This is a genomic window from Asinibacterium sp. OR53, from assembly GCF_000515315.1.
In the GTDB taxonomy this organism is placed as follows: domain Bacteria; phylum Bacteroidota; class Bacteroidia; order Chitinophagales; family Chitinophagaceae; genus Sediminibacterium.
The window spans coordinates 57,631-76,936 of the sequence record NZ_KI911562.1 but is presented as its reverse complement, the minus strand read 5'-3'; the positions used below and the strand labels follow the sequence as shown (position 1 = coordinate 76,936).

Annotated in this window: 16 protein-coding genes; 5 read left to right on the top strand and 11 right to left on the bottom strand. The window is 46.0% G+C overall.

The features are described 5' to 3' along the window. Nucleotides 1-24 precede the first annotated feature (24 nt). From SEDOR53_RS16660 to SEDOR53_RS0100330, 4 genes are all read right to left on the bottom strand, one after another. Complete coding sequence (locus SEDOR53_RS16660) at nucleotides 25-924, bottom strand: PfkB family carbohydrate kinase (protein ID WP_051416412.1); 900 nt, start codon at nucleotides 922-924, stop codon at nucleotides 25-27. Between the two features lie 147 nt (nucleotides 925-1,071). Next, nucleotides 1,072-2,493 carry a hypothetical protein gene (locus SEDOR53_RS0100340; protein ID WP_026767920.1) on the bottom strand — a complete coding sequence of 474 codons (1,422 nt, stop codon included), beginning with the start codon at nucleotides 2,491-2,493 and terminating at the stop codon, nucleotides 1,072-1,074. A 414-nt stretch (nucleotides 2,494-2,907) separates the two neighbouring features. Continuing rightward, entirely contained in the window at nucleotides 2,908-4,101 is a 1,194-nt protein-coding gene (locus tag SEDOR53_RS0100335) for a pyridoxal phosphate-dependent aminotransferase (protein ID WP_026767919.1), read from the bottom strand. Between the two features lie 81 nt (nucleotides 4,102-4,182). Beyond that, complete coding sequence (locus tag SEDOR53_RS0100330; protein ID WP_026767918.1) at nucleotides 4,183-4,578, bottom strand: DUF1573 domain-containing protein; 396 nt, start codon at nucleotides 4,576-4,578, stop codon at nucleotides 4,183-4,185. 224 nt (nucleotides 4,579-4,802) lie between these two features. Here SEDOR53_RS0100330 and SEDOR53_RS0100325 point away from each other — a divergent pair, with 224 nt between their 5' ends. Next, entirely contained in the window at nucleotides 4,803-7,193 is a 2,391-nt protein-coding gene (locus tag SEDOR53_RS0100325) for a thiamine pyrophosphate-dependent enzyme (RefSeq protein ID WP_026767917.1), read from the top strand. A 2-nt stretch (nucleotides 7,194-7,195) separates the two neighbouring features. Here the strand turns inward: SEDOR53_RS0100325 and SEDOR53_RS0100320 are convergent, their stop codons facing one another. From SEDOR53_RS0100320 to SEDOR53_RS0100310, 3 genes are all read right to left on the bottom strand, one after another. Continuing rightward, a complete protein-coding gene (locus tag SEDOR53_RS0100320) occupies nucleotides 7,196-7,591 on the bottom strand; it encodes a thiol-disulfide oxidoreductase DCC family protein (RefSeq protein ID WP_026767916.1) in 396 nt (131 codons plus the stop codon). A 3-nt stretch (nucleotides 7,592-7,594) separates the two neighbouring features. After that, the gene (locus SEDOR53_RS0100315) at nucleotides 7,595-8,317 is read right to left on the bottom strand and encodes a YebC/PmpR family DNA-binding transcriptional regulator (protein ID WP_026767915.1); all 723 of its coding nucleotides are present in this window, start codon (nucleotides 8,315-8,317) and stop codon (nucleotides 7,595-7,597) included. Nucleotides 8,318-8,458: 141 nt separating this feature from the next. Continuing rightward, entirely contained in the window at nucleotides 8,459-9,958 is a 1,500-nt protein-coding gene (locus SEDOR53_RS0100310) for an amino acid permease (RefSeq protein WP_026767914.1), read from the bottom strand. Between the two features lie 166 nt (nucleotides 9,959-10,124). Here SEDOR53_RS0100310 and SEDOR53_RS0100305 point away from each other — a divergent pair, with 166 nt between their 5' ends. Genes SEDOR53_RS0100305 through SEDOR53_RS0100290 form a run of 4 tightly spaced genes read left to right on the top strand, consistent with a single transcriptional unit; the run spans nucleotide 10,125 to nucleotide 14,325 of the window. Next, nucleotides 10,125-11,375, top strand: a complete 1,251-nt coding sequence (locus tag SEDOR53_RS0100305; RefSeq protein WP_026767913.1) for a dicarboxylate/amino acid:cation symporter — start codon at nucleotides 10,125-10,127, stop codon at nucleotides 11,373-11,375. A gap of 9 nt (nucleotides 11,376-11,384) precedes the next feature. Then, nucleotides 11,385-12,065, top strand: coding sequence for a DedA family protein (locus SEDOR53_RS0100300; RefSeq protein WP_084220252.1), 681 nt, complete (start codon nucleotides 11,385-11,387; stop codon nucleotides 12,063-12,065). Nucleotides 12,066-12,078: 13 nt separating this feature from the next. Next, a complete protein-coding gene (locus SEDOR53_RS0100295) occupies nucleotides 12,079-13,311 on the top strand; it encodes an MFS transporter (RefSeq protein WP_026767911.1) in 1,233 nt (410 codons plus the stop codon). Between the two features lie 18 nt (nucleotides 13,312-13,329). Beyond that, nucleotides 13,330-14,325, top strand: coding sequence for a glycosyltransferase family 9 protein (locus SEDOR53_RS0100290; protein ID WP_026767910.1), 996 nt, complete (start codon nucleotides 13,330-13,332; stop codon nucleotides 14,323-14,325). A gap of 57 nt (nucleotides 14,326-14,382) precedes the next feature. Here the strand turns inward: SEDOR53_RS0100290 and SEDOR53_RS0100285 are convergent, their stop codons facing one another. The 4 genes from SEDOR53_RS0100285 to SEDOR53_RS0100270 all read right to left on the bottom strand — a co-directional run bounded on the left by SEDOR53_RS0100285 (nucleotide 14,383) and on the right by SEDOR53_RS0100270 (nucleotide 19,287). Beyond that, nucleotides 14,383-16,815, bottom strand: coding sequence for a TonB-dependent receptor (locus SEDOR53_RS0100285; protein ID WP_026767909.1), 2,433 nt, complete (start codon nucleotides 16,813-16,815; stop codon nucleotides 14,383-14,385). A gap of 183 nt (nucleotides 16,816-16,998) precedes the next feature. Continuing rightward, on the bottom strand, nucleotides 16,999-17,928 hold the full coding sequence (gene mdh, locus SEDOR53_RS0100280; protein WP_026767908.1) for a malate dehydrogenase: 930 nt from the start codon (nucleotides 17,926-17,928) through the stop codon (nucleotides 16,999-17,001). Nucleotides 17,929-17,998: 70 nt separating this feature from the next. Next, a complete protein-coding gene (locus SEDOR53_RS0100275; protein ID WP_037360230.1) occupies nucleotides 17,999-18,514 on the bottom strand; it encodes a hypothetical protein in 516 nt (171 codons plus the stop codon). Then, entirely contained in the window at nucleotides 18,511-19,287 is a 777-nt protein-coding gene (locus tag SEDOR53_RS0100270) for an ABC transporter ATP-binding protein (RefSeq protein ID WP_026767906.1), read from the bottom strand. The genes SEDOR53_RS0100275 and SEDOR53_RS0100270 overlap by 4 nt, the downstream gene beginning before the upstream one ends. Nucleotides 19,288-19,306: the final 19 nt, after the last annotated feature.

The window sequence follows — 19,306 nt, the reverse complement described above, 5'->3', positions numbered from 1 at the left end:
TCAGGCTTTTGGTAAAATTGAATTTTATAAATAGTGTGTTGCAGTATTGAAAGAAACGCCTGCTGATAGTGTTTTCAATACATCCGATTCACTGCCGGTAAAAGGGCCGGATGTTTCAATGTTCAAAGTGGCCATTGCAGCGGCAAACTTACCAGCGTCTTCCAGGGCTGCTCCTTTTGTACGCATGTACAGATAGCCTGCCATGTAAGTGTCTCCGCACCCGGTGGCATCTACAACAGCACTTGGTTTGTATGCCGGAATAGCAATGAATGCTCCATCTTTACAAATAACCGATCCGTTACTTCCAAGCGTGATCACTATTTCATTAGCACCCCAATTCCATAATGCCTGTGCCGCAGATGCTATATGGGTGTGACCGGTGATGGCTTCCATTTCGGTTTCATTCAGTTTCAAAATACTTATATACGGAAGAACAGTTTTCTTATCGCTCCAATCGACAGGGTACACTTTTCCATCTTTTACATTTCGCAGGTAACCTTGTGCGTCAAGAGAAACGATTCCTTTTTGGGACAAAGTTTCGATCACTGAAGTGGGTATATCGCCGGATAATAATGGGCCAAGATGGTATATGCGGGCGTTGAGACCTGTTATTTGTTCAACAGAAAAAGCATCGGCCTGCTGGGCTACTTTCTGTTCCCGGTGGTTCTGGTTACTTGTATAAATATTCTCGAAATAAACGGTATGCCTGCTGGGACAAGCCGTAATGGCGATCCCTCGTTCATGCAGCGAAGAAAGAAGGGCCGATTCTTTTTCCGCCAGCGCGGTAACCAGGTGATAACGGACAGGCAGGTTTCCAATGGCGTGGGAGAAATAAAAAGCAGTGCCGCCAGGCAAATGGGTTACCTGGTGTGGTGTTACGATTTTATCGAGTGTAATATGTCCAATGCAGCAGATATCGTACATGATGAATAAACAAGTGTTTTACTTTGAACTGGTAAGTTAACGAGTTATATCGTTTTCGGCATCAATTTGGCAGGATTTGTGTGTGATGCAACCACTCATTATAATGTATCTGTACGAATGCTCCAAGAGCGGCAGAATGAATACGGATTATTGGGGGCAGTCAAGCCGGGATACTACTTTCTTTTTGCTGAAAGGGTGGATGCTGAGCATCAGGTATCCGCCTCCATTCAGGGAAGGGTCTTTTTTCAATAACCCAAAGTTGTGGATACCCAATAAAAGCGGACCCAGCTTGACTGCCGCTCCTATCCAAAGTTGTCCTTGAGTGTTGTATTGAATGGGCAGGTATGCGCCCCAGGCCAATGTTTCCCATCGTGGTGTGATCGTAAGCAGGTTCAATTCCCTTGTGCGCAGTTTGTTGTAGCTGGAAGTAGAATAGAAATTCAGGCTAAGGTCGGCATTGACATAAAAATTGTTAGCCAGCTTCCTGTCAACATTGATCACGAGCCTGGTTGGATTACTGATGATAAAGTTTTCACCAATTGATGATGCGGAACTGAAGATGGTAGCCAGTGTGTCGTGCAATCCGTTGATAGATTGAACACCGCGCATCTTAACGGCAATCATGGTGTCGGTGATATTGGGATTGACATTGCTGAACTCACCGGAATAAGTACTGGCCTTATATGCATTGGATCCGAGGTCCATGATGGAAGCGCCGATCTTCCAGGTATAATTCAGGTTTTTATTGATGTCGGGATCATCGTTTTCTATATCGTAAACCAAGTATTCCACACCAAAGCTGAGTCCTAAATGGGTAGATGTATTCCGCAGAAAATCTTTTATTGTAGGATTATTGGAAGTAGTATTATCGTAATTGGCCGAATAGCCGTAAATGGCATAAGCATTGGTAAGCTTGTAGGCGGTATCTGTACCATTGGTCAGCTCCTGGTAAGTAAAACGCCTTACTTTTCCGAATCCCCCCGATAACCCGCGCATGATCTGTAATGTAATGCCCCCGCTTAATTTTCCACTGGGTGTTTCGCTCAGTACCTGCGAGTAATTGAGATTGCCTTCCAGCCAGCCGGTATGGATAGCGAAACCTTCCAGGTAAGGGGTGGTGCGGTTCATTTTAAAAAACTCATTGAAACTATACACATTGTCGGACGACCAGAGTGGTTGTGTTTTGATGTGGTTGTAGGTTCGGGCACGCAGTCCAACCGCTATGGCTTTTGTGTCGGACAATTTATAATGGAATTGAAGCAGGTCAACATCGGCGTTGGTATGGATAAACCTGCTTGAATATTTATTCCCGAATTGCAGAAAAGTACTGTCTTGCGAAGAGAGCGAAAAATTACCCAATGCCAGGGTGTTGGTACTTTGGGTAACCTGTAAAGAGAACAGGTTAAGATCCCACCGGTAAGCCGAATTGACCGGCGACGCAGGATTATTACGGATGCCGGCGCTGCCTGCAAAAGGAGACCCATTGATGGCATGATAGCTCTGTGCCTTTGCGCTATAGGAAAACAGGATGAACAGGACCCATAAAATAATACCGCGTAATGGTTTCATTGAAGCAAAGAGTCGGTTGGTTTGGTATTAGTTGCCTGGAGATACGGTTTTGGTTATCCAATGGAAAGATAGGGGAAAACTCAAAAGGCTACATAAAAAAAGCCCCCTGTAGAAACAGAGGGCGTCTTCGATTGCTTGCCATATGAAAAAAGATAAAAATCACTTAACAGCCACTTCAAATCTGGCATAAAGTATGCGCTTATGTTTGAAGCCAAAACGAAGATAAAGGAAAAATTGAAACAAAGTATTTTTTTGTGTAATTAATTTAATGTTTCCAAAAAATTAATGAAAAGCTAAAGTTTAAGATATAAAACAAAATATGTTAAAAAGTATAATTTAACTATTTTCCACGCTTTTTAGTTTTTTTATCCCTGTCCGGACCTGCAAACAAGCAATTAAATTATTTATAATCAATTATTTAGATTGATTATATACCTTTAACGCCTCCTCCAGGCAATCCATTGCCAAATTAATATCATTTATATTTAATACGTACGCCAGACGCACTTCACGCTTGCCCAAACCGGGTGTTCCATAAAATCCGCTGGCCGGTGCCAGCATCACCGTTTGGTTGTTATGGCTGAATTTTTCCAGTAACCACTGGCAAAAGACATCCGTATCGTCAACCGGTAATTGGGCCATGGCATAGAATGCGCCTCCAGGGGTGGGACAAACAACGCCTTCCATGGCATTGAGGCGCCGCACCAGCAGGTCACGCCTTTCTTTATATGCTGAACGGGTAACATTAAAATAATCGGCAGGTAGATCAAGCGCAGCTTCAGCGGCGATCTGGGCAAAACTGGGGGGACTGAGCCTGGCCTGGGCGAATTTCATTACAGCTTCCAGTACAGCCGTATTTTTTGTAACCAATGCACCGAGCCGCGCGCCGCAGGCGCTGTATCTTTTACTGATGGTATCCATCAGCACCACATGATTTTCCACACCTTTTAAATGCATGGCACTTACCTGGTGTCCTTCATAACAGAATTCCCGGTAGGCTTCATCGGAGAACAGGTAGAGATTGTATTGCAGGATGATCTCTTTCAACTGCTGCATTTCCGCTTCGCTGTACAAATAACCGGTAGGGTTATTGGGACTGCAAATAACAATGGCCCTGGTACGCGGGGTGATCTTTTCGGCAAAAGCTGAAATCGGCGGAAGCGCAAAACCAGTGTCGATGCTGGATGTCACGGGAACCACTTTAACGCCCGCCGCTACTGCAAAACCGTTATAGTTGGCATAGAAGGGCTCGGGGATGATCACTTCATCGCCAGCATCCAGGCAGGCCATAAAGCCGAAGAGGATGGCTTCGCTGCCGCCGGTGGTTACAATGATCTGGTTGTAATCCACATCAATACCCACGCTTTTGTAATAACCTGTGAGCTTGCGCCGATAACTTTCATTGCCCGCACTGTGGCTGTATTCGAGTACTTTCAAATGACTTTCCCTCACCGCTTCCAGCATCAAAGGAGGGGTTTCAATATCGGGTTGACCTATGTTGAGGTGGTAAACAGTAGTGCCTTTTTTCTTGGCAGCTTCTGCGAAGGGCACCAATTTTCGTATGGGAGAGGCCGGCATGGCCTGTCCGCGTTGACTGACTTTAAGCATGGCGCAAAGATAACATGCCCGAAGCTACACCAACAAAAAAGCAGCCCGGAGGCTGCTTTTCAGCGTAAATGAATGACGCAATTATTTAGATGATTTGGTAGTAGCGGCGTCTACTACTTCTCCTTCAATACTTAATACCACCGGCTGTTGCGCGCTGGCAAACTTAACGGTTACATCTTTTTTGAAAGCCCCCATGTTGGCAGCATTGTAAGTTACTTTGATGGTCGCAGTTTTGCCCTTGAGAATCGGATCTTTTGAATACTCAGGCGTGGTGCATCCGCAGGAAGCACTTGCGAATTCAATGATCAGGGGTTTGTCGCCCGTATTGGTAACAGTGAAAATATGTGTGGCAGGAACATTGTGCTTGATCTTACCGAACTTGTAAACAGATTCGCTGAACTTAGCGTCTTTCACTTCATTCTGTGCAAAGACAGCAATAGTAGTCAGCATAAGAACAAATGTGAGCACTTTTTTCATAGTATGATTTTATTTGTGTTGAAGAATGAATCTTCCGTAAAACTAACCCCTTTCATCCAACTACCGGAAAAATAATGTTGGATGGCTGCAGAAGCCCTTATTTATGGCATACAATTAGTGCTATTTCCAAGTCATTTTGTATTTTAAAGCCATTTTAATGCCGGGCGGGACAGGCCAAAACTAATTTCTGTTAGCCTTTCATCTTGTAGTATTATTTTTGTTTTATGGAATCGACGACCACAGTTGAACAAAGAACCGATATGCTTTCTTTCGATGGCTTCAGAAATGCAGTAATGCAGGATTACCGCATTGCTGTGGTAAGCAGGGAAGTGAGCCTTTTAGGAAGAAGGGAAGTGCTTACCGGCAAAGCCAAGTTCGGCATTTTTGGTGATGGCAAAGAAGTGGCGCAGGTAGCCATGGCCAAGTTTTTTCAGAAGGGCGATTTCAGAAGCGGGTATTACCGCGACCAGACTTTTATGTTCGCAACAGGACTGGCAACGGTTGAACAATATTTTGCACAACTCTATGCCGATCCGGATCTCGAACACGATCCGTTCAGTGCAGGCAGGCAGATGAATGCGCATTTTGCAACGCCTTTTGTGGATGAAGCGGGCAATTGGTTAGACCTGGCCAATCGAAAAAATATTTCATCAGATATTGCACCAACAGCCGGACAAATGCCGCGCTCATTGGGATTGGCATTCGCTTCCAAATGTTTCCGCAGTTCTACACACAAAAAAGAACTGGAGCACCTGAGTAACAATGGGAATGAAATTTGTTTCTGTACCATTGGCGATGCCAGTACTACTGAAGGTCATTTCTGGGAAACCATGAATGCTGCCGGCGTACTACAAGTACCACTCGCTGTTTTTGTGTGGGATGATGGTTATGGTATTTCCGTTCCCAAGAATATACAAACTACTAAAGGCTCCATTTCCACTGCGTTGAGAGGATTTCAGAAAGGAGAAGATACCAACGGTATCAACATATACAAAGTGAAGGCCTGGGATTATGCCGGTATGTGTGAAGTGTTTGAAGAAGCATTGCATCAGTTGAGAGATACTCATGTACCAGTTTTATTTCACGTAGAAGAAGTAACACAACCGCAAGGGCATTCAACCAGCGGAAGTCACGAAAGATACAAATCGCCTGAGCGGTTGGAATGGGAAAAGGAATGGGATTGTTTGAAGAAGATGAAAGAGTGGATGATTGAAAACGAACTGGCAACGGCAGATGAATTGGCCGAACTGGAAGCCGAAGCCAAAACCCATGTGCGCGAAAGCAGGAACCTGGCCTGGGAAAAATACGTAGCGCCCATCAAAGCACAGGCAGCCCAAGCTGCTGAGCTCATCAGGGGCACTATGGTCAATGATATCGATCTCTATGGCAAGTTGCAGCAACAGGCAAAAGATTTGCAGAACAATAAAGAGCCGTTGCGCAGGGATGTGCTTCGCACACTCGCACTGGCCATGGAACTGGCGCCGCAATCGCCTTCTGTTGCTGAGTTGAAAGCATATAGCCAGTCGTTATGGGAAGAAAGCAAAGAATTGTACAACAGCCACCTGTACAACGAAGGGCCCAAGAGCGCCATGAACGTGCAGGAAGTAAAACCACTTATTCCGTCCGACGCTCCGTTGGTGAACGGCTACGAAGTGCTCAATAAATATTTCGATGCTTTGTTTACATCCAATCCCAAAGTCTATGCTTTTGGTGAAGACGTTGGACATATCGGTGATGTGAACCAGGGTTTTGCGGGATTGCAGGATAAACACGGGAAAGACAGGATACTGGATACCGGTATCCGCGAACTGACCATTGTTGGACAGGGTATTGGTATGGCTTTGCGCGGTTTGAGACCGATTGCAGAAATACAGTACCTCGACTATCTCCTGTACGGATTGCAGCCGTTGAGCGATGATGTAGCTACCATGCATTTCCGTACTAAAGGACAGCATAGCTGTCCGCTCATCATACGTACCCGCGGTCACAGGCTCGAAGGCATCTGGCACAGTGGTTCGCCGTTGGGCATGATGATCAATGCACTGCGTGGTCTCTATATCTGTGTTCCCCGGAACATGGTGCAGGCCGCCGGTTTCTATAATACTTTATTGCAATCGAACGATCCGGCCATTGTGGTGGAATGCCTGAACGGGTATCGTTTGAAAGAAAAATTACCTTCCAATCTGCTTGAGTTCACTGTTCCGCTGGGAATACCCGAAGTGATCAGGGAAGGAACAGACATCACAATAGTATCTTATGGTTCTACGCTGCGCATCATACAGGATGCGACAGACAGGCTTGCTAAAGAAGGTATCAGTTGCGAAGTGATCGACGTGCAAACCTTGCTGCCTTTCGATATCCATCACCAGATCGTTGAATCTTTGAAAAAAACAAGTCGCATTGTTTTCATTGATGAGGACGTACCGGGCGGCGCTTCAGCCTATATGTACAACAAAGTGATGGAGGAACAGAAAGGATACCAGTGGCTCGATGCAGCGCCGCGTACCATCACCGCCAAAGCACACAGGACGGGTTATGGAAGCGATGGTGATTATTTTGGTAAACCCAATGCCGAAGAGATCATCAATGTTATCCGTGCAGTGATGGCGGAATAACCTCAATCGAAAAAAAGATCATTTAATTCCGATGTAGGAACCCAGCAGGCGTTCCTTTTTCCAAACCATCGGTAGCGGTTGCGTGCAACAACATTATATATCCCATCACGTAAAAAACGGGGGGTGACGATCAATGCATACAAGACCGGCCACCCCCCGTTTAGTTTTTTTATAACGCGCAGCGCTGCGGTAGAACGGGTAAATACGCTGCCATTTTCAAATAAAATAAAACTGTTGTAATCGTTTTCCGGTAAATGATGTGCCAACAGAAATTTTTTGCCGAATTCACTTTGCAGAGAGGCAAAACGAAACCGCCTCCCGGGGTCCCTGCGGATCACGAACTGCACACTGTTATTACACAGGTTACATAGTCCGTCAAAGAGAATCACATCGTTCATGGCTTATGCCATATTGTGGAACACTTTGTTCACGTCTTCATCTTGTTCCAGGCGTTCAATCAGTTTGCTCACATCTTCTGCCTGCGCATCACTTACGGGTACGGTAGTAGTAGGTATCCATTCCAACTCAGCACTGATAGGCGTAATGCCTTTATCTTCCAGCGCTTTCTGCAATTTGCCGAAGTCAACAAAAGCACAACGGAGTACCAATATTGCATTGCCATTATCGTCGGTACTTTCACCGAGCTCTTCCAGGCCATGATCGATCAGTTCCAGTTCGAGCTCGTCGGAATCCAATCCTTCGGGCTTCAATTTGAATACGCCCATCTTTTTAAACTGAAAACTTACGCTGCCGGTATTGCCCATGGCTCCGTTCCCTTTGTTAAAATGGCTCTTCACATTGGCTACTGTGCGTACATGGTTATCGGTAGCGGTCTCCACCAATAAAGCCACCCCATGAGGGGCATAACCCTCGTATAAAATTTCTTCGTAGTTGCTGGTATCTTTTCCCTGCGCTCTTTTGATGGCCGCTTCCACGCGGTCTTTGGGCATACCCACGCTTCTGGCATTCTGGAAACAACGGCGAAGGGCGGGGTTGGTGGCAGGGTCGGGGCCGCCGGCTTTAACGGCTATCACGATCTCTTTGCCAACACGTGTAAACTGCTTGGCCATCCGGTCCCAACGGGCAAACATGGTGGCTTTACGAACTTCAAAAATCCTTCCCATAATTAAATGATGATCTTGTTATCTGGTGATAATGTCTGGAAACGTGCAAAATTAACGCTTACGGGCCCATCCAACAAAAAACAGCCCGCCTTCACTAAAGCTATGGCGGACTGTCTGAATAAGATTGATGGGAAAGAATGGTTACTGTCCCAGCAGTTTACTGTTTTTCTTACTGTATCCAAAATAAACCACCAGGCCAATGATCATCCACAGGAATGCACTGAGCAAAGTCTGGTTGGGCAAAGAAATGATCATCGCTGTACACACCAGCATACCCAGGATGGGTACCAGCGGCACCAACGGGGTTGTGAAAGGCCGTACCCTGTCAGGATCATTTTTACGCATGATCCATACACCTGCACACACCAACACAAATGCAAAGAGTGTACCGATGCTGGTCAGGTCGCCCGCCACACTACCCGGAACAAATGCAGAGAAAGCGCCAACAAAAACAAAAAGAATGAGATTGGATTTATAAGGCGTTCTGAATTTCGGATGCAGGTCTGAGAATACTTTGGGGAGCAATCCATCGGTAGACATGGTATAGAATACGCGGCTTTGTCCCATCAGCATCACCAATATCACCGAAGAAAAACCAGCCAGGATTGCAATGGTTACTGCCTTGGCCAGCCAGCCGTAATTGTGCATATAGGTCTCGATAGCATAAGCAACAGATGCTTCCTTGCCAGATTTTACGAAATCGGTATAAGGGGCCACGCCGGTGAGTACCCAGGAGAACAATACATATAATAAAGTACAGATCACCAGCGAACCCAATATACCAACAGGCATGTCTTTCTTGGGGTTCTTGGCTTCCTGGGCGGCAGTAGATACCGCGTCGAATCCAATGAATGCGAAGAATACGATTGCTGCACCGGTGAGTACACCACCCCATCCGTGTTTGAAGAAGCCGGAATAGGAGTACATGGTACCATCAGGTTTCATAGCAGGTGGTGCATCGGCAGGGATCAGGTAAGGCGTATGGTTGGCGCTTTTTACAAAATGCCATCCTACAAAAATGAATACCAGTACGATCGTAACCTTGATGAATACAATGATGCCGTTAACGATAGCCGATTCCTGGGTACCCTTAATAAGCAGGAGAGACAACAACAAGAGAATAAACAGAGCAGGTATGTTCATAATGCCTTGGTGCATGACGTTAGCGGCATCCAGCGCCTTTTCAAAAGGAGAATGGCACCACTCGTATGGTATCGAACCGATGTTGAACTGCTCCAATAACTTATTCAGGAATTCACTCCAGGCAATGGAAACGGTGGCAGCGCCCAGGGCATATTCCAATATGAGCGCCCAGCCGATGACCCAGGCAACCAGTTCGCCCATGGTAGTGTATGCATAGGTATAAGCACTACCGGCAATAGGGATCATGGATGCAAATTCTGCATAACATAGCCCTGCAAAAGCACATCCGATGGCTGCAACGAGGAAGGAGAAAGTAACGGCCGGGCCGGCATGCTCACCCGCAGCAGCAGCGGTCCTCACGAAGAGACCAGCGCCAATGATGGCCCCAATACCCAGCGCTACCAGGCTACCGGGACCCAGCGTTCGCTTCAGTCCTTTTTCCGAGTCAGCAGCCTGGGCTATTAAAGCGTCCAAAGACTTCTTTCTGAATAAACTCATAGTAATAGTTAGTTGTTTTTTAATAAAAAGTTTCGGAAAAGTAATGATTTCTTTATTTCACCTCCATTTCACTATGGAAAACTTTTGCAAATACTGCCGGCAGCTACATAAATGAGGCTGTTTCAACATAAGTCTTATATTGCGACCCTAATCAAGGGTCCCCCCTATGAAGCAATCTAACAAGCTTACCATATATATTATTATTTCCATGTTAGCCGGTATCGCACTCGGGTACCTTGTTCACCTCAACGCTTCCACAGATACTATCCAGGTCTTTTCAAAAAATATCAAATTACTCACCACCATTTTCCTGCGGCTGGTGCAGATGATCATTGCGCCCCTGGTATTTTCCACCCTGGTAGTGGGGATTGCCAAACTGGGCGACCTTAAAACCGTAGGCCGGGTAGGGGGTAAGGCATTGCTGTGGTTCGTATCGGCATCGTTGGTCAGTCTTTTACTGGGGATGCTGTTGGTGAACCTGTTTAAACCGGGCGCAGGTATCGATCTGAGTAATGCAGACGTGAGTGGCGCAAAAGACCTGGTGGGCAAGACACAGGAATTCAGCCTGGCCAAATTTGTGGAGCATGTTTTTCCCAAGAGTGTGATAGAAGCCATGGCCACCAATGAAATACTGCAACTGGTGATCTTCAGTATTTTCTTTGGTATTGCAACGGCGGCTTTGGGAGAAAAAGCCAAAATAGTGGTGAAGGGTTTGGATGCCGTGGCCCATGTGATATTGAAAATGGTAGGCTATGTGATGAACTTCGCACCCATTGGCGTTTTCGGAGCTATCGCTGCAGTCATTGCTACCAAAGGACTCGAAGTGTTCTGGTTCTATGGGAAATATCTTTTATTCTTTATAATAGGTATCGCATCGCTATGGCTGGTGTTATTGCTCGCCGGTTTTCTCATTCTTAAGAACAGGCTACCTGCGCTGCTTAAAAGAATTGTATCGCCATTGATCGTGGCGTTCAGTACCACCAGCAGCGAAGCGGTATTCCCCAAACTCACGGAAGAACTGGAGGGCTTTGGTTGTAAAGACAAGATCGTTTCCTTCATATTGCCGTTGGGTTATTCTTTTAACCTCGACGGCAGCATGATGTACATGACTTTTGCCAGCCTGGCCATTGCACAGGCTTATGGCGTACACATTGACCTGGGCACGCAGCTGACCATGCTGATTGTGCTGATGCTGACCAGCAAAGGAATTGCAGGTGTTCCCCGCGCTTCACTGGTAGTGGTAACAGCTACCTGTGCCATGTTCAATATCCCGCCGGAAGGAATTGCACTCATACTTCCGATCGATCATTTTTGCGATATGTTCCGTACAGCCACCAACGTGCTGGGGAACGCACTGGCTACTACCGTTGTAAGCAAATGGGAAGGAGCGCTTGAACATTCTGTTACCAACCAATAATACCATTTTATGTTAGATACGATGTTAGCGGCGGGATTTCACTGGAGCCAGTTATTGCAACCACAATTCTATATAGAACATGGCGGACTATGGCTCCTGTTGTTTGTGGTGTTTGCGGAAACCGGACTGTTCGCAGGTTTTTTCCTGCCGGGCGACAGCCTGCTTTTTGTAGCAGGTATCTACAGTTCCAATCTTGCCAATGAAATATTTCCAACCGGAAACGAATACCTCGACCTGGTGGTATTATTGGTATTGATTGCTGCAGCCGGTATCATTGGTAATGCTACGGGATATTGGTTCGGTAAAAAAGTAGGTCCCGCTATGTACGGATGGAAGGAAAACCTGTTGTTCAAACGACACTACCTCACGCAGGCGCATGATTTTTATGAAAAATATGGCGGAAGGGCTATCATCATCGCACGATTCATTCCTATCATCCGCACTTTCGCACCCATCATTGCAGGGATCGTTGAAATGGATGGGAAAAAATTCACTTTTTTTAATATCATAGGATGCGTGTCATGGGTGTTCAGCATGCTGTTCGCCGGCCATTTCCTGCAGAAATGGATACTGACACAATTCGGTTTCGATTTGAAACAACACCTGGAAGTGATTGTATTGGGTATTGTACTGGTGACCACAGCGCCGGTATTGATCAAGTTGTTCTCAGTCAGGAAAACAAAAGTTTAATACCAATCACAATATGACAGAAAAAAAATACGGCGTTTTTTCACTCCCGGTGATCGTTGCTGCACTGGGTTATTTTGTAGATATCTACGACCTGCTGTTGTTTACGATTGTCAAGAAACCCAGTATGCTGGCAGTAGGCGCCACTGATGCTACCATGCTGTCTGACAGTACCAGGGTGATCAACTGGCAAATGGTGGGACTGTTGCTGGGCGGTATCTTGTGGGGTGTATTGGGCGATAAAAAAGGACGTTTGAAAGTATTGTTCGGTTCAATCATACTTTATTCAATGGCCAATTTCGCAACAGGGTTTGTGCAAACGGTGAACCAATATGCGATCTGCCGTTTTATTGGTGGATTGGGCCTGGCAGGTGAATTAGGTGCGGGTATTACTTTGGTAAGTGAATTGCTGCCTAAAAATAAAAGGGGCCTCGGCACTTCAATGGTAGCGGGTATTGGATTGAGTGGAGCCATATTTGCCTACCTGACTTTCCAATATACCAACGACTGGCGGCTTTGTTATAAGATAGGAGGCGGCCTGGGCATTGCGCTGCTGCTGTTGCGTGTAAGCGTTGCCGAGTCGGGTATGTTCAAAGAAGTAAAAGCGCAGGAAGTAACACGTGGTAATTTCTTTATGCTCTTCAACAACGGACCAAGATTGAAAAAATATGTATGTGCCATATTGATAGGCTTACCCACCTGGTATGTGATTGGCATACTAGTGAACCAGAGCGATCGATTTGGTAAAGCCATGTTTGGCAGCACCACCATCGACTCGGGCCGCGCCATCATGTTTGCTTATGCAGCGATTGCAGTGGGCGATATGTTTGTGGGCTTCGTAAGTCAGTATTTTAAAAGCCGGAAGAAAGCGTTGTTGCTATATTATTTGCTGTGCATTGTATCGCTGATCTTGTTTTTCAGCGGGTATAACCGTTCCGATGCTTCCATGTATACCATTTCAGCACTGCTGGGATTCAGCACCGGCTTCTGGGCCATCTTCATTACCATGGGCGCTGAACAGTTCGGCACTAACCTGCGCGCTACTGCTGCCACCACCATTCCGAATATGGTGCGCGGTGCATTGCCATTGATCAACATCCTGTTTCTCGATGTTTTTCAGAAAAGCTGGGGCTGGCCGCTGGTGAAAAGTGGTATTGTAACGGGTGTGGTGGTGATGGGTATTGCATTGGTCGCTTATTATTTTACAGAGGATACTTATCATAAAGACCTCAATTATGTGGAAAGCTAACCGCAGTTGTTGAATGTTATGAAGTTTCTAGTTATCCGCTTTTCATCTATTGGTGATATCGTGCTCACCACCCCCGCCATCCGCTGTCTCAAACAACAGGTGCCGGATGCGGAAGTGCATTTTCTTACCAAACGATCATTCAAAGCCGTAACAGAAGCCAATCCTTATATTGATCGGTTTTTTTATTACCAGGACAACCTGGGTGAATTGATCCATCAGCTTAAACAGGAACGATATGATTATATCATTGACCTGCACAAGAATTTCAGAACCTATCGTATTCGTTGGTCGCTAAGAACAAAAACACTGGCTTATCACAAAGAAAGCATCCGGAAATTCTTACTCACCAGGCTTCATATCAATTGGATGACAGGCAGGCATATTGTTGACCGCTGCCTGGATGCATTGCAATCGCTGGGGGTAAGGGACGATGGAAAGGGGATGGACTATTTCATCCCGGAAGAACAGCGTACTTCTGCGAAAGATATACCAACCGCACATTCCGCAGGGTTTGTAGCTATTGTGATCGGTGCTTCTTACTATACAAAGAAATTACCTGTTGCCAAACTGCAGCAGCTCTGCCTGGAATTGAAATATCCTGTTATACTGGTCGGTGGAAAAGAAGATGTGCTGGAAGGAGAGCAGATCGCGAGTGTAGATCCGGTAAGTATTTACAATGCTTGTGGTAAGTTCAGCCTGCACGAATCGGCCGACCTGGTAGACAAAGCGAAGTTGGTGATCTCGCACGATACCGGCCTGCAATACATTGCCTGCGCGTTGAGCAAACCGGTACTGGCCATCTGGGGTGGCACCTCTCCCTTGCTCGATGTGGAACCATATTATGGTGCGAACCAATTACAACCTGGTTATACCAATTTCATCGTACCTGGGTTGCGCTGCCAGCCCTGTTCCAATTTCGGAATCAATACCTGCCCGAAGGGTCATTTTAAATGTATGCAGCAGCAAGACATCAGCGCTATCGTAAAAAAAGCGCATCAATACCTGCTAAAATAACTTTGCCCTGGGCTTAAGCCCAAGGCAAAGGCAAAGTTTCAATCACACAATCAACTGTTATCCTTTGATGCGTTTCGATTCGGTTTCGAGACCGGTCTGGCGCTGCCTTGCAGCTTTCACCTGGTTGCTGCCAAAACGGTAAGTGAAATTCACACGGAATGTCTGGCTTTCCCAACTGCCGTTGCCGCTGATGTTCAGGCCACCGAAAACACTGTGTGCCCTCCAGGGACTGGCCGTATGGAAGATATCGGTAGCGCTGAGTTTAAGAGTGGCTTTCTTCTGCAGGAACATTTTCTGTATGCCCAGGTCAAGCGCACCTTGTGATTTGGTTTTCCAGGTAGCACCCCAGATAGAAGGTCCATTGAACCAACCACTTGCTTCGGCCGTATAATCATTACCCAGTGTAAAGCTGTGCTGCATATAGGCTCCGAACAATGGAATGGTTGTTTTCAGTTCATTGTTTCCGATCATGCCTTTGAACATCTGATAGTTGTACCAGAAATTGGCATAACCATTCCACCATTTTTTAATAGGCAGCGGAGATCCGATGCTGAAAGTCAGTATCTGTTGGGTAGCCAGGTTTTTTTGTTGTACAAACGTGGCGTTCTTGATGGTATCAGTAGTCATGGTAGAATAATCTTTCACATGGCTGTAACCAATCGAAGTATTGATCATGTACATGAACGTGTGCGATAATTCCACATTATCAGTATACTGTGGCCTCAGGAAAGCATTACCTTTTTCATAGGTCAGTTCGTCGAGTTTATTCTCAAACGGATTCAGGTCCTGGTAAGTAGGCCTGTCGATCCTGCGGCTATAGGTAAGGTTGAGGGTGTTCTTTTTATTTACTGTCCAGGTCAATGCAGCGCTGGGGAACAGATCGAAATAATTACGCTTTACATTGTTATCATCTTGCACAAAGCCATCTGCCCTGGTGAGTATGCCCTCACTGTTGGTTTGTTCTGCGCGAAGACCTGCCTGTAAGCTCCATTTCGGATTGAACTGTCTTTGGTAATTCACATAAGCGGCATTTACATTTTCCTTATAAGAGAAGCTGTTGCTGCGGCTTAGCACTTTAACAGGCGAACCATTTGCATCTGTAAAGAAATCAAAAGTGTTGTCAGTCTTTACATAAGAGAACTTGGCACCAAATCCGAGCTTACCCTTCCACTTAGGCATCTCTACATCCACTTTAGCTGTATAAATATCAATGTTGGTAGGTGTGTAATTCCGGTTGATCACCTGTGAAAGGATATTGCCATTCACATCCTGGTAATAGTTGGGTTGGTAACTGTTGCCCCTGCCGCGGAACTGACCGTAATCTCCATCGAAGTTGATCTCTTTGCCACTGGTATCGGCATAACGATAGTTCAGGTTGGCATCTATATTGTTCCTGTTACCGGGAACGCTATTGAAAGCTTTCAATGTTTTCTGGTAAGTGTTGGTAGGATAGTAGGAAATATCCGTATTACTGGTACTGGTCCAATCGTTGGTACTGAAATTGGTAGTGATCAAGCCGCCGATAGTGTTCCGGCTATCCAGGAAAAAATCGGCGCCGGTCTTGATGTTGATGCTCTTATTGTTGTTGTAGTTAACGGCGTGCTGATCATATAACGTATCTCGCTGGATACGATAGAGGTTCATATCGTTCTCATAACGGCCGATATTACCGCTGACATTGCTGAACAGGTTCACTTTTTTATCGCGGTAGTTGAGGTTCACAGATCCATTGCCTTTGGGCGTAACGCCCTGCACGAAACCAGCGGTCATGCTTCCGTTGGTGCCGAACTTTTTATTTTTCTTCAGGCGGATGTTGATGATACCTGCGTTACCACTGGCATCGTACTTGGCGCTGGGGTTACTGATCATTTCAATGGCTTCAATGTCGTTGCTGTTGATGCTGCGGAGATAAGCAGCCAGGTCTTTCGAATTCAATTGCATCATCTTGCTATCAACATACACTTTAACACCGGTTTTTCCTTTCATGCTGATGTTGTCGTTGTTGTCGACCTGCATACCCGGACTCTTCTGCAACAGTTCGAGTGCGTTGCTGCCGGTAGCATTGATACTGTTCTCAACATTGAAAATGGTTTTATCTGCCTTCACTTCAATCATAGGCTTGCGTGAAGTGACCGTTACGTCCTGTAATTTTTTAGGAGCAGCGTTGAGGCTTACTGCACCGGCATGAAAGCTTTGTCCAGCCTGCAATTCAAAACGATCTGAAAATTTTTTATCGTATCCAACGATGGTGTAACTGAGTAAAAATTTTCCGCCGGCGGATGCAGACAATTCAAATTGGCCGTTGCCATCGGTGATATCTGTCTTTACAAGGGTGCTGTCTTTTGCTTTTAAGAGGGATACGGTTACTGATTCTAATGCCTTGCCATTATTGTCTTTTACGTTTCCGTCTACTGTAGATTTGTTCTGTGCAGAAATTTGGGTAGTAGTCATCAACAATCCCCATACTGTCATACTAATAAGCCGTCTCATGGTAGTAGTTTTATGTTCTATCAGACGCAAAGCACTTACAATTGTTACAAACCAGAACGGCAAATCAGGACGAAATGCTGGAATCACAGGACGAGCGGTAACTGCTACGGATATAAAAATCCCCGGCGTTATCAAAAAACGCCGGGGATTTATTTTTACAGCAAAACTGCTGAATGCTTGTGTTTACAGGGTTTTCAGCACATCATTCATGCTGCGAACGGCATCGGCGCTTTTGTTGAAAGCAGCCTGCTCTTCTGCGTTGAGGTTGAAATCAACGATTTTCTCCCATCCGTTCTTTCCAATCACTACAGGAACGCCGAGACAAATATCTTTTTGCCCGTATTCGCCATCGAGACTTACACAACAAGTGAACAATTTCTTTTCATCGCGGAGAATGCTTTCCACGAGTGCGGCTCCGGCAGCGCCAGGTGCATACCATGCAGAGGTGCCGATCAGCTTGGTCAGTGTTGCGCCGCCTACCATGGTATCTGCTACAATTTGTTTTTGTTGCTCTTCACTCAGAAACTTGGTAACAGGTACGCTGTTCCATGTTGCCAAGCGAATGAGGGGGATCATGGTAGTATCACCGTGACCGCCTACCACTACTGCATTGAGATCAGCGGGACTGCAACCCAGGTGCTGGCTCAGTTGATATTTGAAACGGGCGCTGTCGAGTGTACCGCCCATACCAATGATGCGGTTCTTGGGTAATCCTGTAGATTGCAACGCCAGGTAAGTCATCGTATCCATCGGGTTGCTGATCACAATGATGATGGCATTGGGAGAATATTTGAGGATGTTCTCACAAACACTTTTCACAATACCGGCGTTGGTGCCTATCAGTTCTTCCCTGGTCATGCCCGGTTTACGGGGTAAGCCCGATGTGATCACCACTACATCAGAACCGGCAGTTTTAGCATAATCATTGGTGCTTCCGCTGATACGGGTATCGAAACCCAGCAGGGCGGCAGTCTGCATCATGTCCTGGGCCTTGCCTTCGGCAACGCCTTCTTTGATATCCAGTAATACCAGCTCCTGGGCCAGCTCTTTCCGGGCGATGTTATCGGCACAGGTAGCGCCTACGGCTCCGGCACCTACTACGGTAACTTTCATGTGTCTAAATGATTTATTGGAAATGAAGATTTTTAACGGGGCAAAGGTAGTTATAAATAATGCTGGGCCTTTATTTTTTCGATTCCCTTAAAAGGGCATTCAGTTCAGCCATTTCAACCCCTGTTTCATAGGCTTTAACGAACATGCCCTTCTTATCATATACGGCCACAAAAGGCGTGAAACGTACCTGGTAAAAGCTGGGCAGGGCATAGAGAGGGTCCCGGCCAATGCGTATATTTTTGTGTTGATCGAGCCCGTAGTGCTGGGCAAACTCGCGGATCTCTGTAATACTTTTATAGCTCACCCATACCATGAAGGTATTGCCGAGGCTGTCTATATTTTTGATCACTTCTTTGGCCTCGTATTGGCAGTGGCCGCAATCCGGACTGAAATAAATGATGATGGTGAAATCGCGTTTGGGAAGCTCGTTTTTAGTGAACCAGGTAGCGCTGTCGGTTTGAAGAATGCGGAAGGCAGGCAATACAGGATCCTTTTTATAAGGGGCATCGTCTCCGGGGTTATTTGTTTGCGCCATAGCAAAAGCCGCGCAGAACAGGCATGCCAGTAATAACGAAAACTGCTTCATATTTTTTTATTTAACTCCATCATTCGCATTTGTTTGGCATCTTGCAGGAACTCAGATGCGAAAATGAATTTGTTCAGTAATTCATCCTTGCTGAATATGATATCCTTATTAGATCCTTCCCATTGTTTGTGCCCTTGATGCAGGTAGACGATGTGGTCGCCGATTTCCATTACACTATTCATGTCGTGCGTTACAACAATGGTAGTAATATTATATTCGGTGGTGATCTCCTTGATGAGTTTATCGATCACGAGAGAAGTCTGGGGATCGAGGCCTGAATTCGGTTCGTCGCAAAAGAGAAAGCGGGGGTTCAGTACGATAGAGCGTGCGAGACCCACTCTTTTTTTCATACCACCGCTGATCTCGGAAGGATATTTTTTATTGACGCCTTCCAGGTTCACGCGGTTCAGTACTTCATCCACTCTTTTCTTTTTGTCGGAATAGGAGAGGCTGGTAAACATATCGAGCGGGAAGAGTACATTCTGCTCAACAGTCATGGAATCGAAAAGGGCATTTCCCTGGAAAAGCATACCTATTTTCTGGCGCAGCAATGCCAACTCTTCGGTTTGCATTTGTAACATATTCTCACCATTATAGAGAATATCTCCCTGGTCGGGTTCAAAAAGACCTACTATGCATTTGGTCAGTACCGTTTTGCCACTGCCACTGATGCCAATGATCAGGTTACATTTACCAGCCTCCATCACTGCAGAGATATCACTCAGGATCACCCTGTCGCCAAATGATTTTTGTATGTTCCTTATTTCGATCATGCCAATGCAAACTACTGTT

Coding starts and splice junctions, on each gene's coding strand:
- SEDOR53_RS16660 (WP_051416412.1), bottom strand. CDS start 924: ATGTACGATATCTGCTGCATTGGACATATTACACTCGATAAAATCGTA.
- SEDOR53_RS0100275 (WP_037360230.1), bottom strand. CDS start 18,514: ATGAAGCAGTTTTCGTTATTACTGGCATGCCTGTTCTGCGCGGCTTTT.
- SEDOR53_RS0100340 (WP_026767920.1), bottom strand. CDS start 2,493: ATGAAACCATTACGCGGTATTATTTTATGGGTCCTGTTCATCCTGTTT.
- SEDOR53_RS0100295 (WP_026767911.1), top strand. CDS start 12,079: ATGACAGAAAAAAAATACGGCGTTTTTTCACTCCCGGTGATCGTTGCT.
- SEDOR53_RS0100270 (WP_026767906.1), bottom strand. CDS start 19,287: ATGATCGAAATAAGGAACATACAAAAATCATTTGGCGACAGGGTGATC.
- SEDOR53_RS0100315 (WP_026767915.1), bottom strand. CDS start 8,317: ATGGGAAGGATTTTTGAAGTTCGTAAAGCCACCATGTTTGCCCGTTGG.
- mdh (WP_026767908.1), bottom strand. CDS start 17,928: ATGAAAGTTACCGTAGTAGGTGCCGGAGCCGTAGGCGCTACCTGTGCC.
- SEDOR53_RS0100310 (WP_026767914.1), bottom strand. CDS start 9,958: ATGAGTTTATTCAGAAAGAAGTCTTTGGACGCTTTAATAGCCCAGGCT.
- SEDOR53_RS0100285 (WP_026767909.1), bottom strand. CDS start 16,815: ATGAGACGGCTTATTAGTATGACAGTATGGGGATTGTTGATGACTACT.
- SEDOR53_RS0100335 (WP_026767919.1), bottom strand. CDS start 4,101: ATGCTTAAAGTCAGTCAACGCGGACAGGCCATGCCGGCCTCTCCCATA.
- SEDOR53_RS0100300 (WP_084220252.1), top strand. CDS start 11,385: ATGTTAGATACGATGTTAGCGGCGGGATTTCACTGGAGCCAGTTATTG.
- SEDOR53_RS0100330 (WP_026767918.1), bottom strand. CDS start 4,578: ATGAAAAAAGTGCTCACATTTGTTCTTATGCTGACTACTATTGCTGTC.
- SEDOR53_RS0100290 (WP_026767910.1), top strand. CDS start 13,330: ATGAAGTTTCTAGTTATCCGCTTTTCATCTATTGGTGATATCGTGCTC.
- SEDOR53_RS0100325 (WP_026767917.1), top strand. CDS start 4,803: ATGGAATCGACGACCACAGTTGAACAAAGAACCGATATGCTTTCTTTC.
- SEDOR53_RS0100305 (WP_026767913.1), top strand. CDS start 10,125: ATGAAGCAATCTAACAAGCTTACCATATATATTATTATTTCCATGTTA.
- SEDOR53_RS0100320 (WP_026767916.1), bottom strand. CDS start 7,591: ATGAACGATGTGATTCTCTTTGACGGACTATGTAACCTGTGTAATAAC.